Below are 18,710 nucleotides of genomic sequence, written 5' to 3' on the forward strand. Positions count from 1 at the left end.
ATTAAATAGTTTGTTCTTTAGGCCATTTCCAAGCATACCAAACGATTAAAATAGTAATAATGCTTTCTAAAAAGGCTAAGAAGACATAAAATAAATACCAATCATCCGTTGTTGCAAATCCAATAAACATCATCATTAAAGTGAATAGTGTTCCAAATGTGATATTTAGAATTCGGTTTATTTTTGGTCTAAGAAAAATTGAAAATGCAACCATTAATGATGGAATAGCCAAAATTATAGATGCTATTAACAACTTTGTTGGACTATCCATAATATTTTCGCCTGTAATTAAACTGTTTATTTTATTTGGTGCGTAAAGTTCAAAATAGTCGCCATATAAATAACAGAATGTTGCGGAAGCCCATAAAGCTGAAAGTTTAATTTTGACATTTACTTTTGGATTTTCTAACATATTGGTTTGGTCTTTATAGTTGTTAATTGTCCTTAATATTATTAAGACGCAAAAAAAATGTAAATGGTTGCCTTAGGTTTAATTTTATTACAATGTTTTTTAACTTTTTGCAATAGTTTTAATTTCATTCAATACGATTTCCATATTTTTATTCAGTTCCGTCTTTCCGTCCAATCTTAAAACTTTGCAGTTCAATAATTTAATCCAATCGTTATGAACTTTTAAACTTCTACCGTCAAAGTTTGAGTTTTCATATTGGTTTGCCCATTCCAAAAATGCTTTTGAGTTCTGTTGAACTTTTTTGTCTGTCAAAAGTCTTTTTTCATATCGTTCAACTTCACGCATTTTCAACCGCTTCATTCGTTCCGTGTTTTCCAATCGGATAAAAACAGCTAAATCAAATGCTGTTTCCCATTCTTTTCCCCAACTTACCATTGAGCCACTTACAACCACTTTATCAAACTTATTAAAGTACACTTTCAGATTTTCATTACGTTCAGTCAATGGTGTTTTTTCTTGAAATGGCGGATTGGTTTTCTTCCAGTAATAGTCATCAATGTCCAAATGCTTAAAATCAGTTCTTTTTTCAATTTCTTTTCCAAGTGTAGTTGTTCCTGAACCAGATGCTCCAAATATTAAAACTTTCATTTATTTGATTTATACATTAATGTTCCACTTGATAGAATCCAAGCTGCGATACTAAATGTAAATATTCTAAATCCAGTTAAGCTTGTGAAAATAAATCCAGTTAATCCTCCAATAATTGAAAAAAGGACTATGAAAACTCCTAAATATCCAACCCATTTTGGAAATTTAGTTTCTAACAATATTATGATTGACTATATCATTATTGCTAGACAACAAGCAATAATAAAAATATAGTCTAATGGTATATTAATTGCGAAGCTGTAGTTTGTTATGGGTTTCAATACTTCAATATTTTCTTCTAATCTTTCTGAATATTGGTTCAAAAATAGCGGTAAAGTCAATCCATTAAATAATGCTGCAAACATTGCTGCAACTAATCCAAATGAAATTATGATAAATGCCAATATTGATAGTTTCCACTTATCTAAAAGTTTTAATGTAAGTCCATAAAAACCAAATAAGATTATTGGTAAACTGAAGATAGCTAATGAATGAGCAATTGTAATCGTTTTAGAGATATTAATGATATGCTCAATGCTCCCGCCACTTGGATGCATAACCATTGTAACTATAATTAATAGAGCTCCTGAAATAAGTGAGATACTTGTGCTTTTGTAAAAATGATTTTCCATTGATTTTGATATTTAATTTGTAAGACAAATATCAATGGTTTATCCAAATTCATCACTTGATTGAAATCAAGAAATCATTTAATTCTTTTCCTCACTCTGCTCAATGTTTCAGGTGTGATTTTAAGATAAGATGCTATTAATTTTTGTGGGAACTTTTGAAGTAAATTTGGTTTGTTTTTAAGTATGAAATTATATTTTTCATCTGGTGTATTATTGTTATCAAAAAAATCAATTCGTGAAGTTGATTCCTCTAAAACTTTACCCATTTGTAAAAATGATTGAGATTGAGCAATTAATCTATGTATAGCATCTATTGAAAGTTCATAGATGGAACTATCTTCGAAAGCTTGAATTGAATATTCGGATGGTTTTCTGGTGGTAAAACTTTTATGATTTATAACCCAATCATTACTAACATTTAAGTCAATAATATTTTTATTGAGTTCTAAATCAATACTGTATTGATAAAAACTACCTGAAATTATAAAACTCAGAGAAGAACAAGTATTACCTTTCTCAAGTAGATAGTCATCTTTTTTTAGTTTTTTGTACTGAAGTTCATTTTTTAGAAGGATAGATTCTTTTTCGGAAAACTCTCCTGCTTTTTTTAGAAGTTCCAAAATTGATTTATCCATTTGTTTATTGTTCCTCGAGGTCTTTTTAGCTTGTTGCTAACTTTTACACGAATATGACGTCGTTTTTAATGACTTATATTCGTAGTTAGCAAAGTTCGTTTTTTTAAAGTAGAAAGTCAATAGTAAAACCCCTGTTTTTATAAAAAGGATGTTTTTACCTCAAAACCAATAAAATTCATTTTCAAGTATTTCTGCATCAGGTAATTTTCAATCTTATAAAAAAACATAAATTTTCCTTTATTTTTCCAAGAACTAGAGGTCATATTCTTTATAAATTTCTAATGTAATGTAGTGAATTTTATGTAGTTTTGGTTTGTAGGAAATCATAGAGAATGTCAGTTCAAGTGATTTCGATTTTTACATCGAAATTGTATTTAGAACATTTAAGTTTAAGACTTCTCGATTCATTTTTTCTCATTGCAACCGAAAAAACCACACGAAGTGACACAGCACTTTATAAACGTTATATTACCAATTCCATTACAGAAAACATTTACGTATGCTGTAACTGAAGAAGAAGCAAATTTCTTACAAAAAGGAATGCGTGTAGCAGTTTCTTTTGGAACAACGAAAATGTACACAGCTTTGGTTTTTGAGATTCATCAAACAATGCCAACTTTGTATGAAGCCAAGGAAATCAATCAAATTTTAGATGAAAAACCAATCGTAAATGAACAACAATTAAAACACTGGAGCTGGATTGCAAATTATTATATGTGTTCTTTAGGAGATGTGTACAGAGCGTCTTTACCCTCTGCTTTTTTGTTAGAAAGTGAAACCATTGTTTATAAAAACGAAGCGTTTACAGACGAAACCATTTTAGAAGATGATGAGTTTCTAATTATTGAAGCACTTCAACATCAATCGCAATTAACCATACACCAAGTTGCAGATATTTTAGACAAGAAAAAAGTAATGCCCATTGTAAACGAGTTGATTAAAAAATCGGCCATTTACATCAAAGAAGAAATTTACGAACAATACAAACCCAAATTGGTAAAATACGTTCGTTTACACGCAGCTTATAATTCAGATGCGTCTTTAAATACACTTTTAGAAGAATTATCGAGAGCAAAAAAACAAAGAGAGGCAGTGTTAACTTTCTTTCAACTCTCAACTTCTAAAAAACCAATAAAAGCAAAAGATTTAGAAGCCAAAGCAAATGTTTCTTCATCGATTTTAAAATCTTTGGTTGATAAGAATATTTTCGAGTTTTATCACATACAAACCGATAGAATTAATTTTAAAGGAAATACCAACGATTTAAAGCAACTAAATGATTTTCAGCAAATTGCATTAAAAGAAATTAAAAAAACTTTTAAAGAAAAAGACGTAACACTTTTTCATGGAATTACAAGTTCAGGTAAGACAGAAGTCTATACAAAATTAATACAAGAGGTTTTAGACCAAGGCAAACAAGTCTTATTCTTATTGCCAGAAATTGCATTAACTACACAAATAATTACGCGTTTACAGGTGTATTTTGGAAATCGAATTTCTGTATTTCACTCGAAATATTCTATGAACGAAAGGGTAGAAGTGTGGAATAATGTATTGGAAAATAAATCGAAAGCACAAATAATTTTAGGGGCACGTTCTTCTATCTTTTTACCTTTTTCTAATTTGGGTTTAATTGTGGTAGATGAAGAACACGAAACTTCTTACAAACAATTTGAGCCTTCGCCAAGATACAATGCAAGAGATGCTGCCATTGTTTTATCGAACATTCACAAAGCAAAAATCTTATTAGGTTCTGCAACTCCGTCTTTAGAAAGTTATTTTAATGCATCACAAAACAAATATGGTTTTGTAGAATTAAATAGGCGTTATGGAAATGTACAATTGCCTAAAATTGAATTGATTGACCTAAAAGATAAACACAAAAAAAAGGAAATGAAAGGTCATTTTTCAGACAGAATGCTCAAATTAATTCAAGAAGCTTTAGATGAAAAAGAACAAGTTATTTTATTTCAGAATAGAAGAGGATTTTCGCCAGTTGTAGAATGCAAAACTTGTGGAATTTCGCCTCAATGCCCTAATTGCGATGTTTCTTTAACGTTTCATAAATTTAGGCACGAATTGCGCTGTCATTATTGCAATTACCAACGTGCAATGCCCAATTCTTGTGGCGCCTGTGGCAGTAACACTTTAGATACCAAAGGTTTTGGAACCGAGCAAATAGAGTTAGAATTAAAAGAATTATTTTCTGATTTTAAAGTCGCAAGAATGGATTTAGATACCACTCGCGGAAAATTTGGTTATCAAAAAATCATTGGTGCTTTTGAAGCCAGAGAAATCGATATTTTGGTAGGTACACAAATGTTATCTAAAGGTTTAGATTTCGATAATGTTTCTTTGGTAGGAATTTTAAATGCAGACTCTATGTTAAATTTCCCTGATTTTAGAGCGCACGAAAGGGCCTATCAATTAATGGTGCAGGTTTCTGGAAGAGCAGGAAGAAGCAAAAAACAAGGAAATGTAGCCATACAAACCTACAATCCTTATCATCAAATATTGCAACAAGTTTCTACAACCAATTATACAGAAATGTATAAAGAACAGTTGCAAGAACGTTGGCAATATAAATATCCACCTTATTATAGGTTGATAAAAATTACGCTGAAACATAAAGATTATACCAAAGTAGATAGCGGAATTAATTGGTTATTTAAAGCATTATATAATTCTTTTGGCGAATATGTTTTAGGGCCAACTTCGCCATCGATTTCCAGAATTCGAAATCAATATATTAAGAATTTAGTCATTAAAATTCCGCCAAAACAAAACCTAACAAATACAAAAGCGCAAGTAGCCAAAATTAAAAATACGTTTGAATCGGTTAAAGAGTTTAGACCCATTCGCTTTATTTTAGATGTAGATGCGTATTAAAAAAAGTCCATTTTAATCTTGCTAAAGAGAAAAAAAATTTTCTTGTGTTTGGTTGTGAAAGTATAAAATATATTTATAAATAAACCTCAAAAGGGTTTTAAGAAAATTTATTCAATTTTAACAGCTGTGTTTTTATATTTTCAACAGTAAATTCAAAAACATTTATTTTCTTGGTTTGGTTTGGTTTTCCCCAATTATAGTAAGTAGTAACTTTTAAAATGGTTGGTTTATACTGTTTGTTGCCTAAATAGGTAAAGTTTACAAACCAATCGCCTTCTGTTTGTTTTTCGATAAAAACTTCTTTTGAAGTATATCCTTTCTTTTTTTGGTCTAAAATTAATCGATTAGAACTTTCGATAGAGTTTTCGGCTTGATAAGTTTGCAAATACGGATTTACAAATTCGAGAATAAATTCTGCTTCAGAAGTATTCCATTCAAAAACCAATCTTACATCGGCTTCGCTAATTTTATCAGCATTATTTATTTTAATTCTTGGATAATGGAGGTTGCTTTTTTTACCTTTTGTGTAGTTAGAAATTATTTCTGAAGCCATGATTTCACCAATGTCGTTATCTTCTATTTTAAAACCTTTTTTTAGATAATTGGCGTATATATACCAAAAGTTTTTGTAATTTTTTAAATCGGTAAAACAATTGGCTAAATCTCTATAAGACTGTGCATAATTTGGTCTAAGATTTGCTACTTTTCTGTAAATGGCTAAGGCTTTTTTATCTTCATTTAATTCTTGATATTTATAAGCGATTCCTTTTAAATCTTCAGGATTATTAGCTGCAAATTTCTCATAATCAGAAAGAACTTCTAATAAAATGTCTTTGTTTTTATAGGTTTTTTGAAAATAATTAATAACATTAAAATGATAATTATCGCTGTCTTTATATTTCGAATATTGTTTTTTATAAGTATTTAAAACTTCATTTGAATTAGAGGTATCGCTAAAGTCATTTAAATATTCTGGTTCGTATTTTTTTTGATTTTCATACAAAATGGCATCATAATTATAATAATCTTCTTCAGAAAAATAATAATTATCGAAGTTTATGTCTTTAATTTTATCATAATTAATTGTGGTTTCAACCTTAATAATACAACCATTTAATTTTGTACAGGATATGTATATAAACTTAATTTCATCGATAAATATAGGAAAGGGCATATCGAAACCAAAACCATCAATTTGCCAAAGTACTGGGCCTTTTAACTCTTGCCTTTTTAAATAAATAAGATTTTCGCCAAATTTATTTTGTTTGGTAAAAAAAGAAGGCACTTTCTCTAAAATAGCTTCTGTAATGGTGGCTGCATTTTTGTTTAATGTTTTTGCGTCGATAGTAACCAGCTCGAAACCAGAAGTTAAAGAACCGATTGAACTGCCTCCCAATTTTAAGTCTTTATTAAGTTGCAGTTTTGGAGTTTTATTTTCGGTTTTCAATTCAATATTAAGTGTTTGGGTAACCTCTTCAATTAAAATGGCTTTTTGTTTCAACCCCAAAAAGTCGAATGTTAAAATTTCTCCCGTTTTTGCTTCGATTGTATAAAACCCTTTGAAGTTCGTTTTTGCGCTTTCATTTCGGTTTTTTACAAGTATTTTAGCGCCTGAAAGAGCTTCGTTTTTATAAGTTACAAAACCAGAAATCGTTTTAAAACTGGTATTTTTTTGAGTTTGAGAAGATAAAATATAAGGAAAAAATAGAAAGAGTAAGAGAAATTTGGTGTACATAGTTTGGAATACGAATATTTTTTAAATCGCTCAAATTCTATGCCATAAATAAACTTTAAAATTAAATGTTATGGTTGTATTTTATAAATGTCTCATAAAAAAATAAAAACTTTTCTTCTTCAAGCAACCTTTTTAAAGCTTTGGTAGTCTCTATATTTGTAAGGCAATAAAAAACGGAATTAAGAGGCTTGAAAATTATCGAATTGCATAACGAAAAGTCGCTCATAAAAAAAGCGATAAACAACAATAGAGAAGCACAAAAGCAACTCTTTGAGCAACATTCGCCTAAAATGTTAGGGGTTTGCAGGCAATATGTAAAAGATTTGCACCATGCAGAAGATTTAATGTTGCAAGGTTTTTTAAAAGTTTTTACCTACTTACACAAGTTTAAACACGAAGGAAGTTTCGAAGGTTGGATTCGCAGAATTATGGTAAATACCTGTATTTCTTACCTCCGAAAAAAAAATGTGGTCGATGTATCTAACGAAGACTATGTTTTTAATGACGCTGCCACAGAAAGTTTAGAGAATACCTCTGTAGAAGACATTCAAAAACTAATAGATACATTGCCAGAAGGTTACAAAATGGTATTTAATTTATATGCCATAGAAGGTTATAAACATTCAGAAATTGCAGAAAAATTAGGAGTTTCTGAAAGTACATCGAAATCGCAATTATTTAAAGCACGTAAATTATTGCAACAGAATTATAAAATAATGAATCAAACAATTCATGGAAACAAATAAGTTAGACAACAACGTAAAAAAGAAGCTCGAGAACAGAACTATAAAACCATCAGATTCTGCTTGGGAACGCTTGTCTGCGCAATTAGATGAGCAACCAAAGCAAAAAAAGAAAGGTTGGTTTTTTTATATCGGCTATGCAGCAAGCATTTTGGCTTTCATTTCTTTAGGAATTTACCTATTTTCTAATGATGATGAAATGCAAACTCCAAAACAAATTATTGTAGAAGAAACGATAGATACCATTTCAATAAAAAATAAAATAGATAAAATGTTTAATGAAGTTCCTGTAGAAAAAGCAATCGTTAAAAATGATAAAGTAGAGGAGAAGCCAGTAAAAAAAGAGGTTTTTAAAAATAATGTTATTGCGAATAAAAATACAAATGTCCGTTCGAGCGCAGTCGAGCACTCAAATAAAAGAATAATTGCTAAAAATAAAATTAAACCTTTAGTAAAAAAACGTCAAAATAATTCATCAATAATTGCAAAAGTTAAAGAAAATAGTAAGAATTTAATTTCTGATTCTAATGTTTCAAAAAAAGATACGAACGCATCAAAAATAAATTCAAAAACCACCAATAGTAGCATAAAAGTAAATAGCGAAGATTTGCTATATGCAGTCACACACTCCGAAAGCGAAGTAAAAAAATATTATGCGAAATACAATGTTACCAAAGAAGATGTTTTAAAAACGATTAAAAGTGAGCTCAAAAAATCGAATTTAAAAGTAAATCCAGAAACTATTTTAGCAGAAGTAGAACGCACCATTAACCACGACACTTTTCAGAATAACTTTTTAAATACATTAAAAAATAAAATCACAAATATTGCCACTGCAATTGCAAATAGAAACAATTAATAAAAAAAACGGTTGTGTATTTTTAATTAAAATATTCGAAAAATGTAAGTTCGAGTGATTTTTGAGGAACAAAAAAAGTATCGAGAACTATTTAAAAGCTAAAATTTTTATTGTTGATACAAACTTTACTCATTTCAATCGTAAAATTTATTGGAATTTTATCAATACACACAAGAATTAATAAAAAAATTAAAATATAAAATATTATGAAGAAAATAGTACTAATAATCGCCTTGTTTGTAACAACCATCGCTACAGCACAAACAAAAACATTCGAAAAAGAAGTTCGAAAAATTTCAAAAAGAATAGACCTTATTACAAAAACACAAAAAGATTCTTTAAAAATGAAGGTCATAGAAATTGATAAAAAGTTAGAAAACGGAGAAATTACAAAAGCAACTGCAGATGCTCTAAAGAAAGAAGTTGCAAGTTACCATGCCCAACAAATAGAGCTAAAGGTTGGCGAACAAGAAAGGTTGTTACAATTATTGGTACAAGATAAAACGAACGGAAAAATTGTTAGCGCTTCTGAAAGCGATTTTTTAGAAGATGAAGTAAATACATTTAAAATTGGAAACAAAGTTTTTCGTTTTACAGTAGATGAAGAACAAACCAACGAAAAAAGTCGAAACAAGAAAAGAAAAAGAGGCTATAATAAAAGAACTACAAGTCAGTTTGTGTTTGCAATGGGCGTAAATAATGTGTTAGAAAACAATAAATTATCTTCTTTAAAAGATTCCGAATACAAATTTTGGCAATCACATTTTTACGAGTTGGGTTTTACCTGGAAAACAAGATTTACAAAACAAGCTTCTCAGCTATATTTTAAATACGGAATTTCTTTTCTTTGGAATAACCTACGTTTACAAAACAACCAACAACATGTTTTTGATGGCAATATGACCAATATAGAAACTCGTATAGATGAAGAATTAACAGAAAGTAGATTGCGCCATGTACAAATGAATTTTCCAATGCATATTGAGTGGGATTTATCAAAAAATAAAAAATATAGAGATGGTTATGTGCACGATAGAACCAACAGATCTATACGTTTAGGAGTGGGAGGTTTTGTAGGCTTTAAATTAGGTACCAGACAATATTTAGAATATAATGATGGGAATGGAGTAGAAAAAAAACAAATAGAGTACGATAATTTTAATATGAACACTGTTAATTATGGTTTAAGTGCTTATTTAGGTTATAGATCTACCAGTTTTTATGTAAAATACGATTTAAATCCACTATTTAAAGATACAGAAATAAGAAATATTTCTATGGGAATTCGTTTAGATTTAAACTAAAATTCTTGTTTATACCCATTATTGTTTGAAATTACTGGAAAAGAAATGGATGATTTTTTTCTTTATATAAAGAAGAAAACGAAAGCATAGCCTTAACTAAGGTTTTTTTATTCTGAAATAGAAAGGAAAAAAAGGTGATTGATTACAGGATTTTCAAATGGTAAATGATATTAATAGTGTTGTAAACGTTTTTTAAGCAATAGCAACGCTATTTTTACATTCAAAAAAAGCTCCTAGATTCAAATGCTAGTGCAAGTTTTTGATAGGATTTTCCTACGGGTTTTACCCCGTTAGGAAAAGTCCAAAAAAAGTCAAAGATTTGTGATATGAACTACAAACAATTAACTTTCGAACAAAGGTACTCAATAGAATTAATGCTTAAGGCAAAAATTAGTAAAAAAGAGATTATTAAATCACTTTGTATTAATGAAAGTACTTTTTATAGAGAATTGAAAAGGAACTCAAAACCTAGGACTTATAGTGCTAAACACGCACAAAAATTAGCTGATGAGCGTAAAAAAGAAGGCCATTATAAGACTATTTTTTCAACGGAAATGAAAAAAATAATCAAAGAAAAAATGATTAAATTTCAATGGTCTCCAGAACAGATAGTTGGTTGGTGTAAACTTAAAGCAATACAGATGGTCTCTCACGAGCGAATTTACCAATATGTTTGGCAAGATAAAAGACAAGGAGGATTGCTTTATAAAGAACTACGAACAGGTCAAAAAAAATATAAAAAAAGGTATGGAAGTAAATCCAATAGAGGACAAATACCCGATAAAGTGTCTATAGAAAAACGTCCAAAAATTGTAGAACTCAAAGAAAGAGTAGGTGATTTAGAATCTGATTTAATTATAGGAAAAGACCATAAAGGAGCTTTATTAACCATTGTAGATCGCTATTCTAGTTTTTTATGGATTGAAAATGTGACAGGAAAAAAAGCAGATATGATTACAAAAATGACTATAAACACTTTAGCACCACATAAAAAATGGGTTCGAACAATTACCAATGATAATGGAAAAGAGTTTGCAGGACATAAAAAAATAGCAGAAAAATTAAATTGTGATGTCTATTTTGCTCACCCTTATAGCTCTTGGGAACGTGGACTTAACGAGTATACGAACAAACTTATCAGACAATATTTCCCAAAAAATGAACACTTGGATAATGTCAAACAAAAGGATATTTTTGAAACGGTAAACAAACTCAATAATAGACCAAGAAAAAAGTTAGGATACAGAACCCCTAAAGAGGTTTTTTATCAATTTATTAACCAAAATCAAAAACTTGCACTTGGTACTTGAATCTACGGCTTTAAAATATTGTAAATAAGATGATTTAAATATTAAAAAAGTTACTATATTTGCACCCTTAAAAATAAACAATAAATAATTAATTTATGAATCATTACGAAACTGTTTTCATTTTGAATCCCGTTTTATCTGATACTCAGATAAAGGAGACAGTACAAAAGTTCGAAGATTATTTAGTTTCTAAAGGAGCTAAAATGATCTCAAAAGAAGATTGGGGCTTAAAGAAATTAGCGTACCCAATTCAAAAGAAAAAAAGTGGTTTTTATCACTTATTCGAGTACAAAGTTGCAGGAGAAGAAATCGCTGCGTTTGAATTAGAGTTTAGAAGAGACGATAGCGTTATGCGTTATTTAACGGTAAAACTAGACAAACATGCTGCAGCTTGGGCAGAAAAAAGAAGAGAACGTGTTAAATCTACAAAAAAATAAGAAATGGCATCAATAGAACAACAAGCAAAAGGAGGTAAATCTGCTGACGTTAGATATTTAACGCCATTAGATATAGACACTAAAAAAGAAGAAAAATACTGTAGATTCAAGAAAAAAGGAATCAAGTATATCGATTATAAAGATGCAGATTTTTTAATGTATTTGGTAAACGAACAAGGTAAAATTTTACCAAGACGTTTAACAGGAACATCATTAAAATATCAACGTAAAGTAGCGCAAGCAATTAAAAGATGCCGTCATTTAGCGTTAATGCCTTATGTTGGAGATTTACTAAAATAATAAAGACGTAAACAATGGAATTGATATTAAGACAAGATGTAGAAAACTTAGGGTTTAAAGACGATATTGTAGACGTTAAAAACGGATATGGTAGAAACTTCTTAATCCCAACAGGACAAGCTGTTTTAGCAACCTCATCTGCAAAGAAAGTTTTAGCAGAGAATTTAAAACAAAGAGCTTATAAAGAAGCTAAATTAATTGAAGATGCTAACAAAATAGCAGAAAAAATTAAAGGATACGAAATTAAAATTGCCTCTAAAACAGGTTCAGGAGACAAATTATTTGGTTCTGTTAACAATATAGATTTAGCCGCTGCAATAGAAAAAGCAGGAACAGAAATAGATAAGAAATTTATTAAAGTTGTTGGTGGTTCTGTTAAAAGATTAGGTAAATACGAAGCTTCTGTGCGTTTACACAGAGAAGTAGTTGCAGATATTACTTTTGAAGTTGTTGCAGAATAGTAACAAACTTTTATTATAATTTACAAAAAGCTCGTTAGAAATAACGAGCTTTTTTACTTCTAACTTCTAACTTCTAACTTCTAACTTTTAACTTCTAACTTCCAACTTCCAACTTAAAGATGAAATACAGACAACTTACCAAGGAACAATTCGAAAGCTTACACAAAGAATTCGCACGATTTTTAGCATCACAAAGTATCGATGCAAAAGAATGGAACAAAATTAAAGCAGAAAAACCAAAGGTTGCAGAAGAAGAAATGAATGTTTTTTCGGACGTAGTTTGGGACGATGTGTTAACCAAAGTAAAATATATAGAACATTTTTCTAAAACTTCGGCAAATCTATTTAAATGCGAAGATGAAGAAATTCATAGAATTGCGATCAAAATAAATTGGGACATTAATTTATTAGAACAAAAAGGATTCGAGTGGTTACTAAAAAATCCTATGGACAATTCCGTGGAAATCTTTAAAGGCTCAAAACCCTATAATAACGAGAGAAATATAGAAATTTTCGATTTAATAGAAAAAGGAAGTTCTATTTCTAAAGGAGAAATTTTCGAATATTTTAATCAGTTGATCTCATAATTCTCCTGCAAGGTTTTTAAAACCTTGTAGGTATATTTTAATGTTTTTTTGAGCTATTTCCTGCTTGGAAATTATCTTTAACGAAGTAGAAAAACTATATCTTTTTGTGAAAAATAAAAAGGATGTCGTTTCAATAAAGGTTAAACTTATTTGTAAACTTTCTGTAAATTCCTTTTACTACACGTATTTATTTTAAATATAGTATGCATTCTTGTTTTCACAAGAATAACAAATTAACTTAACAACTTCAACAATTTGTCCGTTCCAGAACTCGCAACATCTTTAATAATGGTTAAATTATTAAAATCGTTTTTAGAAACTGCAGGTTTTGGGTCTATAAAATAAATAGGAGTATTGGGTTTAACATAATTAACCAAACTTGCAGCAGGATATACTTGCATAGAAGTTCCAATAATTACTAAAATATCTGCAGTTTGGGTAATTTCTGCAGCTTTCTCTAACATAGGTACCATTTCTCCAAACCAAACAATATGCGGTCTTAATTGACTTTTCTTTGCGCATAAATCACCTAAAACTAAGTCTTTTTTCCATTCTAAAATATCATTTTCATCAGTAGAACTTCTAACTTTTAGTAGTTCTCCATGTAAATGAGTTACATTTTTACTTCCAGCTCTTTCGTGTAAATCGTCAACATTTTGGGTAACAATTTCAACATAAAAATTTTTTTCTAACGCCACTAAATTAAAATGAGCTTTGTTAGGTAAGACCTCTAATAATTGTTTTCTACGCTGATTGTAAAAGTCTAAAACCAACTCAGGGTTTTTTGCAAAACCATCTGGAGTGGCAACCTCCATAACATCATGTCCTTCCCACAAACCATTTGCATCTCTAAACGTATTTATACCACTTTCAGCAGAAATTCCTGCACCCGTTAAAACAACTACTTTTTTCATCAATTAAAATGTTTTAATAAATTTGATTTAGGGTAAAAATAATAGTTTTAAGTTTGTTTTTATGATTGATCAAAAATTATTAACCTATTTCGAAGGATTTTTAACAGAAAAAAGAAAATCGCTCTTCAAAAAAATTTTAGAAGATAGAACAAGACACTTTACAGTGGTTTTAGAAGACATTTATCAGGCTCATAATGCTAGTGCTGTTGTAAGAACTTGCGATATTTTTGGAGTGCAAGATATACATGCAATTGAAAATAAGTACAATAATAAAGTTTCACGTCATGTTGCAAAGGGATCACAAAAATGGTTAAATCAATATAGATATAGAAATGATGGCGATAACACTAAAACTTGCTTAGATAAATTAAAAGCGAAAGGGTATCAAATTATTGCGACAACCCCACATAACAATTCTTGTTTATTACAAGATTTCGATATTTCTAAAAAATCGGCTTTTGTATTTGGAGTAGAGGCAGCAGGGGTTTCGGATTATGTTTTAGAAAATGCAGATGGTTTTCTTAAAATACCCATGGTTGGTTTTACAGAAAGTTTAAATATTTCTGTGGCAGCCGCAATTATTTTACAAGATGTGACTACAAAACTTCGAAATTCTAATGTTAATTGGCAACTTTCTTCAAAAGAAAAAGAAATTTTGTATTTTAATTGGATAAAGAAAACGATTAAAAATGTCGATAAAATTGAAGAAAGATATCATCAAAATTTAGAATTATGAATCCAAAAGTAGCAGAATACATCAGCAAAAAAGAAAATTGGCGAAAAGAATTAGAAGCTTTACAAGCTGTTTTTTCTGATTTACCTGTAGAAGAAACGATAAAATGGGGGGCTCCAACCTATGTTTATAATGGAAAAAATATTGTGGGTTTGGCAGCTTTTAAAAACTATTGTGGGTTATGGTTTTTCCAAGGATCATTATTAAAAGACAAACATAAAGTGTTTGTAAATGCACAGGAAGGAAAAACGAAAGCAATGTTGCAGTGGCGTTTTTCTTCATTAGAAGAAATCGACAAAAATTTAATAAAAGCCTACGTTTTAGAAGCTATTGAAAATGTAAAGTTGGGCAAGGAAATAAAACCTAACAGAACAAAAAAAGAGTTGATAATTCCTGAAGAGTTACAAAAAGAACTAAATTCAAACAAACATTTTAAAGAAAAATTCGAAGCGTTTTCTAACAGTTACAAAAGAGAATATGCGAATTACATTTCCGAGGCAAAAAGAGAAGCTACTCGTGTAAAAAGGTTACAAAAAATTATTCCAATGATTTTAAATGGAGCAGGGCTGCATGATAAATATAAGAATTGTTAAGTTTTTCTATTTGTTATACCCATTATTGTTTGAAATTACTGGAAAAGAAATGGACGGTTTTTTTCTTTATATAAAGAAGAAAACGAAAGCATAGCCTTAGCTACGATTTTTTTTATTCTGAAATAGAAAGGAAAAAAAGGCGATTTATTACAGGATTTTCAAATGGTAAATGGTATTATTATTGCCTTTCGATTTCGTTTGAGATAAACTCCAAGCTAAAACTGCTTCTTGTGTTTGTCATTCATGCGTAGGCAGGAATCTAAAATAAAGGTTTAGAATTAATACCAAAGATAAATTTCTACCTTGCTCAGGAATAAAAAGATGAGAAAAAACTAATCTACCATCACTTTTTCAATCGTAGCTATAGAATCGCAACGTTTAATGTACAAATGCACATTTTTTAAACTGTCTTTTCCAGTAACAAAGTATTCTGCACAGGGTTTTTGTCTTGGTTTTCCTTTTCCGAAATCAACATCACCATGATGTAAAATTGTGGCAATTTTTAAAGTATCAATATCAAATTTATGCATTGCATTTTTTGCATCATCAGAAAAAATACGTTTTTTGGTGCGAATGGTTTTTAAAGTTCGGGCATCCATGCCATAATCGAACGTTGCATTTTTCTTTTGCCAGAAAAAATAAACCCCCACAGAACCAATAGACAAGCCAATTAAGTAATAAAAAATCCTTTTTACGAGCATTGTTGAATTTTAAAGTGCAAATTTATGGAAAATGTGTGGTTTCTTAAGCTAGTTCTGGTGTTATTTTTATAGTAAAAAGTAAGGCTTACGACTGACTGATTTTAAGCCCACGAGACTGTTTAGGATTGATAAAGTAATTTATTTCAAACTTTTACCTTTCTCTACGAAAAAACTTTTGCGCTTTTTGTGTTTAAACTTTTAAAGAATCAGCAAATTAATATCTCTAAAGGGCAAATCGAACCAATCTGCAACTGTTTTATTGGTAAGAATTCCATGATAAAAATACATTCCGTTTCTTAAGCTTTTATCGAAACGAGCTGTATTTTCGAAACCACCTTCTTCAGCAATATTTAATAAATAAGGTGTAAAAATATTACTAATAGAAACAGAAGCGGTTCTAGAATAACGTGCAGGAATATTGGGCACACAATAATGTATTACCCCATGTTTTACATAAGTTGGTGTTTTATGCGTAGTTACATTAGAAGTCTCGAAACAACCACCTCTGTCTATACTTACATCTACAACCACAGCACCTTCTTTCATTTTTTCAATCATTTCTTCTGTGGCACAAATTGGCGATCTATTTTTACCTCTAATTGCTCCAATAGCAACATCACAACGCATTAAGGCTTTTAAAACCGATTTTGGTTGAATGGTAGAGGTATAAATAGGTGCGTGTAAACAATCTTGTAATTTTCTTAATTTACTTATAGAATTGTCGAAAACTTTTACTCTAGCCCCTAAACCAATGGCTGTTTTTGCGGCATATTCTCCTACAGTTCCTGCGCCAAAAATTACCACACTTGTGGGTGGAACTCCACCAATATTGCCAAATAATAAACCATTTCCTTTATTTACTCCACTCATTAATTCGCCCGCAATTAAGATGGAAGCAGTTCCAGCGATTTCGCTTAGCGATTTTACAATTGGGTACGAATCGTGTTCGTCTTTAATATAGTCGAATGCAATGGCTGTAATTTTTTTCTTGGCTAAACATTCGAAATATTTTTTAGATTGCGTTTTTAGTTGCAAAGAAGATATTAAAATTGCGTTTGGGTTGATAAACTCAATTTCTTTTTCGGTAGGTGGTGCAACTTTTAAAACAATATTGCATTTAAAAGCTTCTTCTACATTATAAGAGATTTTAGCACCGGCTTCAGAATACTCTTTATCTGTATAGTTCGATCCATCTCCAGCACCAGTTTCAATAACAATTCTGTGTCCGTTTGCAGTTAAAGCGCCGACAGCATCTGGTGTTAAACAAACTCTTTTTTCGCTTAATTGGGTTTCTTTTGGCAAGCCAATAAACAATTCTCCTTTTTGTTTTTTAATTTCTAATTTTTCTTCTTGAGGAATTAGTTCTTCTTTACTAAATGGAGAAAATGAACTCATACTTTTGGTTATTTTAGTTGAATGTTACGTTGTCCATTTTCTAAAGTAGATAAACGAATTGCAACGGATTCTAAAGGTAATAAATTTTCGACATTTTCTGGCCATTCAATTAAACACCAATCGTTATTATACAAATAATCTTCAATTCCCATATCTAAGGCTTCATTTTCGTCTTCAATTCTATAAAAATCGAAATGAAAAACTTTTGTATTTTGGGATGTTTGGTATTCGTTTACCAAAGAAAAAGTAGGAGAGGAGATGTTGTCTAAAACCCCTAATTGATTGCAAATTTCTTTAATAAGTGTTGTTTTTCCAACCCCCATTTCTCCATAAAATAACAACGTTTTGTTGTTTACTGAAGAAATAATTGTTTTTGCTATTTCTTGTAAATCTTCTAAAGAATAGTTCTTATTCATAACTACAAAAATAGAAAACTAATTAGTATTTTATTGTAGTAGATTCGATAAATTTCACGGATATAATTATCTGTTTAAAAACAAAATAGAAATGGTATATTTACTAAATGGAAACAAAACATTAGCAGAAATTTTAAATGAGAAGCAATTTTATATTTCTATTATTATAGAACTAGAGCTTTTAGCAGATAAAGAAACTACAGATGAAAAAGAAAAAGTAGTTAAAGAATTTGTTTCAGTATATTATATGGGTAATTCTACTCATTTATCTAATGAAGAAAACCCATGTTACCCATAAAAATAGTGAACTTAGTTCAATACTCAACAGCCATTTTAAAGGAAAATTAAATTTAGCTCGTGTTAAATTGATTTCTTACTTTGTGATTGCTCTATGCAAGGTGCAAACAGTAACTTTTGGGAAATTAGCAAATGCTTTTGACACTTCTGCTGATTCGAGTTCTTCTCTAAGGCGTATTCAACGTTTTATAGCAAATTACTCTTTAGATGCTAACCTTATAGCTCGTCTTGTTTTTAATCTTTTACCAGAACACGAAAACTTGATTTTCTAATTTTTATCTCTTTTAATAAACCTGAAAAAGCACAACAAAACTTCGCAAAAGATGGCAAATTGAAATGTGTTTTAAAGCAATGAAATCGAGTGGATTTGATGTGGGAAAAACGCACTTAAAAGATATTCAAAGAATTAAAAAATTACTGTTGCTAGTAATCTTTATTTTTGTTTGGTGTTGTAAAATGGGAATACATTTACATCAGAAAAAACCGATTCTAATTAAAAAAAACACGGTAGGAAAGCTAAATCTATATTCAAACATGGACTTGATTTCTTAGCAAAAATACTCTTAAGCTCTAAAAATTTAACTAATATAGAATTTTATCAGTTTTTGTCATGTACTTAGGAAAAAAAATTATACAATTTTATGATAATTTATATCTATTTTTTTTATATATTGTATAAGTTTTTCTTATGAGAATAAAAATTTATACT

Annotated in this window: 22 protein-coding genes; 13 read left to right on the top strand and 9 right to left on the bottom strand. The window is 29.7% G+C overall.

Annotated features, from left to right (window positions below):
- Position 1: 1 nt before the first annotated feature.
- The 4 genes from JL193_RS16250 to JL193_RS16265 all read right to left on the bottom strand — a co-directional run bounded on the left by JL193_RS16250 (position 2) and on the right by JL193_RS16265 (position 2,327).
- Positions 2-412: a DUF6326 family protein gene (locus JL193_RS16250; protein ID WP_207971762.1), complete on the bottom strand. Its 411-nt coding sequence runs from the start codon at positions 410-412 to the stop codon at positions 2-4.
- 99 nt (positions 413-511) lie between these two features.
- On the bottom strand, positions 512-1,060 hold the full coding sequence (locus JL193_RS16255; protein WP_207971763.1) for an AAA family ATPase: 549 nt from the start codon (positions 1,058-1,060) through the stop codon (positions 512-514).
- Positions 1,061-1,251: 191 nt separating this feature from the next.
- Complete coding sequence (locus tag JL193_RS16260) at positions 1,252-1,692, bottom strand: hypothetical protein (protein WP_207971764.1); 441 nt, start codon at positions 1,690-1,692, stop codon at positions 1,252-1,254.
- Between the two features lie 74 nt (positions 1,693-1,766).
- Entirely contained in the window at positions 1,767-2,327 is a 561-nt protein-coding gene (locus JL193_RS16265; protein WP_207971765.1) for a Crp/Fnr family transcriptional regulator, read from the bottom strand.
- A 441-nt stretch (positions 2,328-2,768) separates the two neighbouring features.
- Between JL193_RS16265 and priA the strand changes: the two genes are divergently transcribed.
- Positions 2,769-5,216 carry a replication restart helicase PriA gene (gene priA / locus JL193_RS16270; RefSeq protein WP_207971766.1) on the top strand — a complete coding sequence of 816 codons (2,448 nt, stop codon included), beginning with the start codon at positions 2,769-2,771 and terminating at the stop codon, positions 5,214-5,216.
- A gap of 97 nt (positions 5,217-5,313) precedes the next feature.
- Here the strand turns inward: priA and JL193_RS16275 are convergent, their stop codons facing one another.
- Positions 5,314-6,951 carry a tetratricopeptide repeat protein gene (locus JL193_RS16275; RefSeq protein ID WP_207971767.1) on the bottom strand — a complete coding sequence of 546 codons (1,638 nt, stop codon included), beginning with the start codon at positions 6,949-6,951 and terminating at the stop codon, positions 5,314-5,316.
- A 188-nt stretch (positions 6,952-7,139) separates the two neighbouring features.
- On the opposite strand from JL193_RS16275, the gene JL193_RS16280 reads away from it, so the two are divergent.
- The 8 genes from JL193_RS16280 (at position 7,140) to JL193_RS16315 (ending at position 12,952) form a co-directional block, all read left to right on the top strand.
- Positions 7,140-7,697 carry an RNA polymerase sigma factor gene (locus JL193_RS16280; protein ID WP_207971768.1) on the top strand — a complete coding sequence of 186 codons (558 nt, stop codon included), beginning with the start codon at positions 7,140-7,142 and terminating at the stop codon, positions 7,695-7,697.
- Positions 7,684-8,553, top strand: a complete 870-nt coding sequence (locus JL193_RS16285; protein WP_207971769.1) for a hypothetical protein — start codon at positions 7,684-7,686, stop codon at positions 8,551-8,553. The genes JL193_RS16280 and JL193_RS16285 overlap by 14 nt, the downstream gene beginning before the upstream one ends.
- Positions 8,554-8,759: 206 nt before the next feature.
- Positions 8,760-9,857, top strand: coding sequence for a hypothetical protein (locus tag JL193_RS16290; RefSeq protein WP_207971770.1), 1,098 nt, complete (start codon positions 8,760-8,762; stop codon positions 9,855-9,857).
- A gap of 326 nt (positions 9,858-10,183) precedes the next feature.
- A complete protein-coding gene (locus tag JL193_RS16295; protein ID WP_207970543.1) occupies positions 10,184-11,167 on the top strand; it encodes an IS30 family transposase in 984 nt (327 codons plus the stop codon).
- A 95-nt stretch (positions 11,168-11,262) separates the two neighbouring features.
- On the top strand, positions 11,263-11,604 hold the full coding sequence (gene rpsF / locus JL193_RS16300) for a 30S ribosomal protein S6 (protein ID WP_207971771.1): 342 nt from the start codon (positions 11,263-11,265) through the stop codon (positions 11,602-11,604).
- Between the two features lie 3 nt (positions 11,605-11,607).
- Complete coding sequence (rpsR, locus tag JL193_RS16305) at positions 11,608-11,904, top strand: 30S ribosomal protein S18 (RefSeq protein WP_207971772.1); 297 nt, start codon at positions 11,608-11,610, stop codon at positions 11,902-11,904.
- Positions 11,905-11,918: 14 nt separating this feature from the next.
- Entirely contained in the window at positions 11,919-12,365 is a 447-nt protein-coding gene (gene rplI, locus JL193_RS16310) for a 50S ribosomal protein L9 (RefSeq protein WP_207971773.1), read from the top strand.
- A 119-nt stretch (positions 12,366-12,484) separates the two neighbouring features.
- Positions 12,485-12,952, top strand: coding sequence for a DUF6495 family protein (locus JL193_RS16315; protein WP_207971774.1), 468 nt, complete (start codon positions 12,485-12,487; stop codon positions 12,950-12,952).
- Positions 12,953-13,185: 233 nt separating this feature from the next.
- Here JL193_RS16315 and JL193_RS16320 read toward each other — a convergent pair whose 3' ends face one another.
- Positions 13,186-13,866 (bottom strand): SIR2 family NAD-dependent protein deacylase, encoded by a 681-nt coding sequence (locus JL193_RS16320; protein ID WP_207971775.1) that lies wholly within the window; start codon positions 13,864-13,866, stop codon positions 13,186-13,188.
- Between the two features lie 61 nt (positions 13,867-13,927).
- Between JL193_RS16320 and JL193_RS16325 the strand changes: the two genes are divergently transcribed.
- On the top strand, positions 13,928-14,602 hold the full coding sequence (locus JL193_RS16325) for a TrmH family RNA methyltransferase (protein ID WP_207971776.1): 675 nt from the start codon (positions 13,928-13,930) through the stop codon (positions 14,600-14,602).
- Positions 14,599-15,192 carry a YdeI/OmpD-associated family protein gene (locus JL193_RS16330; RefSeq protein WP_207971777.1) on the top strand — a complete coding sequence of 198 codons (594 nt, stop codon included), beginning with the start codon at positions 14,599-14,601 and terminating at the stop codon, positions 15,190-15,192. Before JL193_RS16325 ends, JL193_RS16330 begins: the two co-directional genes overlap by 4 nt.
- Positions 15,193-15,524: 332 nt before the next feature.
- On the opposite strand, the gene JL193_RS16335 is transcribed toward JL193_RS16330, so the two are convergent.
- The 3 genes from JL193_RS16335 to tsaE all read right to left on the bottom strand — a co-directional run bounded on the left by JL193_RS16335 (position 15,525) and on the right by tsaE (position 17,704).
- Positions 15,525-15,893, bottom strand: a complete 369-nt coding sequence (locus tag JL193_RS16335; protein ID WP_207971778.1) for a DUF4258 domain-containing protein — start codon at positions 15,891-15,893, stop codon at positions 15,525-15,527.
- Positions 15,894-16,091: 198 nt separating this feature from the next.
- A complete protein-coding gene (locus JL193_RS16340; protein ID WP_207971779.1) occupies positions 16,092-17,288 on the bottom strand; it encodes an alanine dehydrogenase in 1,197 nt (398 codons plus the stop codon).
- Positions 17,289-17,296: 8 nt separating this feature from the next.
- The gene (tsaE, locus tag JL193_RS16345) at positions 17,297-17,704 is read right to left on the bottom strand and encodes a tRNA (adenosine(37)-N6)-threonylcarbamoyltransferase complex ATPase subunit type 1 TsaE (protein WP_207971780.1); all 408 of its coding nucleotides are present in this window, start codon (positions 17,702-17,704) and stop codon (positions 17,297-17,299) included.
- A 91-nt stretch (positions 17,705-17,795) separates the two neighbouring features.
- On the opposite strand from tsaE, the gene JL193_RS16350 reads away from it, so the two are divergent.
- Together JL193_RS16350 and JL193_RS17320 are read left to right on the top strand one after the other, a co-directional pair.
- Positions 17,796-18,002, top strand: coding sequence for a PIN domain-containing protein (locus JL193_RS16350; protein ID WP_207971781.1), 207 nt, complete (start codon positions 17,796-17,798; stop codon positions 18,000-18,002).
- Entirely contained in the window at positions 17,977-18,273 is a 297-nt protein-coding gene (locus tag JL193_RS17320) for a hypothetical protein (RefSeq protein ID WP_243456788.1), read from the top strand. The genes JL193_RS16350 and JL193_RS17320 overlap by 26 nt, the downstream gene beginning before the upstream one ends.
- The last annotated feature ends 437 nt before the right edge of the window (positions 18,274-18,710 follow it).

This window comes from Polaribacter batillariae, from assembly GCF_017498485.1.
Taxonomy (GTDB): Bacteria; Bacteroidota; Bacteroidia; order Flavobacteriales; family Flavobacteriaceae; genus Polaribacter; species Polaribacter batillariae.

Excerpts from the sequence above, each read along its gene's own strand:
- JL193_RS16320 (WP_207971775.1), bottom strand. The coding sequence starts at position 13,866 with ATGAAAAAAGTAGTTGTTTTAACGGGTGCAGGAATTTCTGCTGAAAGT.
- JL193_RS16295 (WP_207970543.1), top strand. The coding sequence starts at position 10,184 with ATGAACTACAAACAATTAACTTTCGAACAAAGGTACTCAATAGAATTA.
- JL193_RS17320 (WP_243456788.1), top strand. The coding sequence starts at position 17,977 with ATGAAGAAAACCCATGTTACCCATAAAAATAGTGAACTTAGTTCAATA.
- rpsF (WP_207971771.1), top strand. The coding sequence starts at position 11,263 with ATGAATCATTACGAAACTGTTTTCATTTTGAATCCCGTTTTATCTGAT.
- JL193_RS16325 (WP_207971776.1), top strand. The coding sequence starts at position 13,928 with ATGATTGATCAAAAATTATTAACCTATTTCGAAGGATTTTTAACAGAA.
- JL193_RS16290 (WP_207971770.1), top strand. The coding sequence starts at position 8,760 with ATGAAGAAAATAGTACTAATAATCGCCTTGTTTGTAACAACCATCGCT.
- JL193_RS16285 (WP_207971769.1), top strand. The coding sequence starts at position 7,684 with ATGGAAACAAATAAGTTAGACAACAACGTAAAAAAGAAGCTCGAGAAC.
- JL193_RS16260 (WP_207971764.1), bottom strand. The coding sequence starts at position 1,692 with ATGGAAAATCATTTTTACAAAAGCACAAGTATCTCACTTATTTCAGGA.
- JL193_RS16255 (WP_207971763.1), bottom strand. The coding sequence starts at position 1,060 with ATGAAAGTTTTAATATTTGGAGCATCTGGTTCAGGAACAACTACACTT.
- JL193_RS16330 (WP_207971777.1), top strand. The coding sequence starts at position 14,599 with ATGAATCCAAAAGTAGCAGAATACATCAGCAAAAAAGAAAATTGGCGA.
- JL193_RS16265 (WP_207971765.1), bottom strand. The coding sequence starts at position 2,327 with ATGGATAAATCAATTTTGGAACTTCTAAAAAAAGCAGGAGAGTTTTCC.
- tsaE (WP_207971780.1), bottom strand. The coding sequence starts at position 17,704 with ATGAATAAGAACTATTCTTTAGAAGATTTACAAGAAATAGCAAAAACA.
- JL193_RS16350 (WP_207971781.1), top strand. The coding sequence starts at position 17,796 with ATGGTATATTTACTAAATGGAAACAAAACATTAGCAGAAATTTTAAAT.
- JL193_RS16275 (WP_207971767.1), bottom strand. The coding sequence starts at position 6,951 with ATGTACACCAAATTTCTCTTACTCTTTCTATTTTTTCCTTATATTTTA.
- JL193_RS16340 (WP_207971779.1), bottom strand. The coding sequence starts at position 17,288 with ATGAGTTCATTTTCTCCATTTAGTAAAGAAGAACTAATTCCTCAAGAA.
- rplI (WP_207971773.1), top strand. The coding sequence starts at position 11,919 with ATGGAATTGATATTAAGACAAGATGTAGAAAACTTAGGGTTTAAAGAC.
- JL193_RS16250 (WP_207971762.1), bottom strand. The coding sequence starts at position 412 with ATGTTAGAAAATCCAAAAGTAAATGTCAAAATTAAACTTTCAGCTTTA.
- rpsR (WP_207971772.1), top strand. The coding sequence starts at position 11,608 with ATGGCATCAATAGAACAACAAGCAAAAGGAGGTAAATCTGCTGACGTT.
- JL193_RS16315 (WP_207971774.1), top strand. The coding sequence starts at position 12,485 with ATGAAATACAGACAACTTACCAAGGAACAATTCGAAAGCTTACACAAA.
- JL193_RS16335 (WP_207971778.1), bottom strand. The coding sequence starts at position 15,893 with ATGCTCGTAAAAAGGATTTTTTATTACTTAATTGGCTTGTCTATTGGT.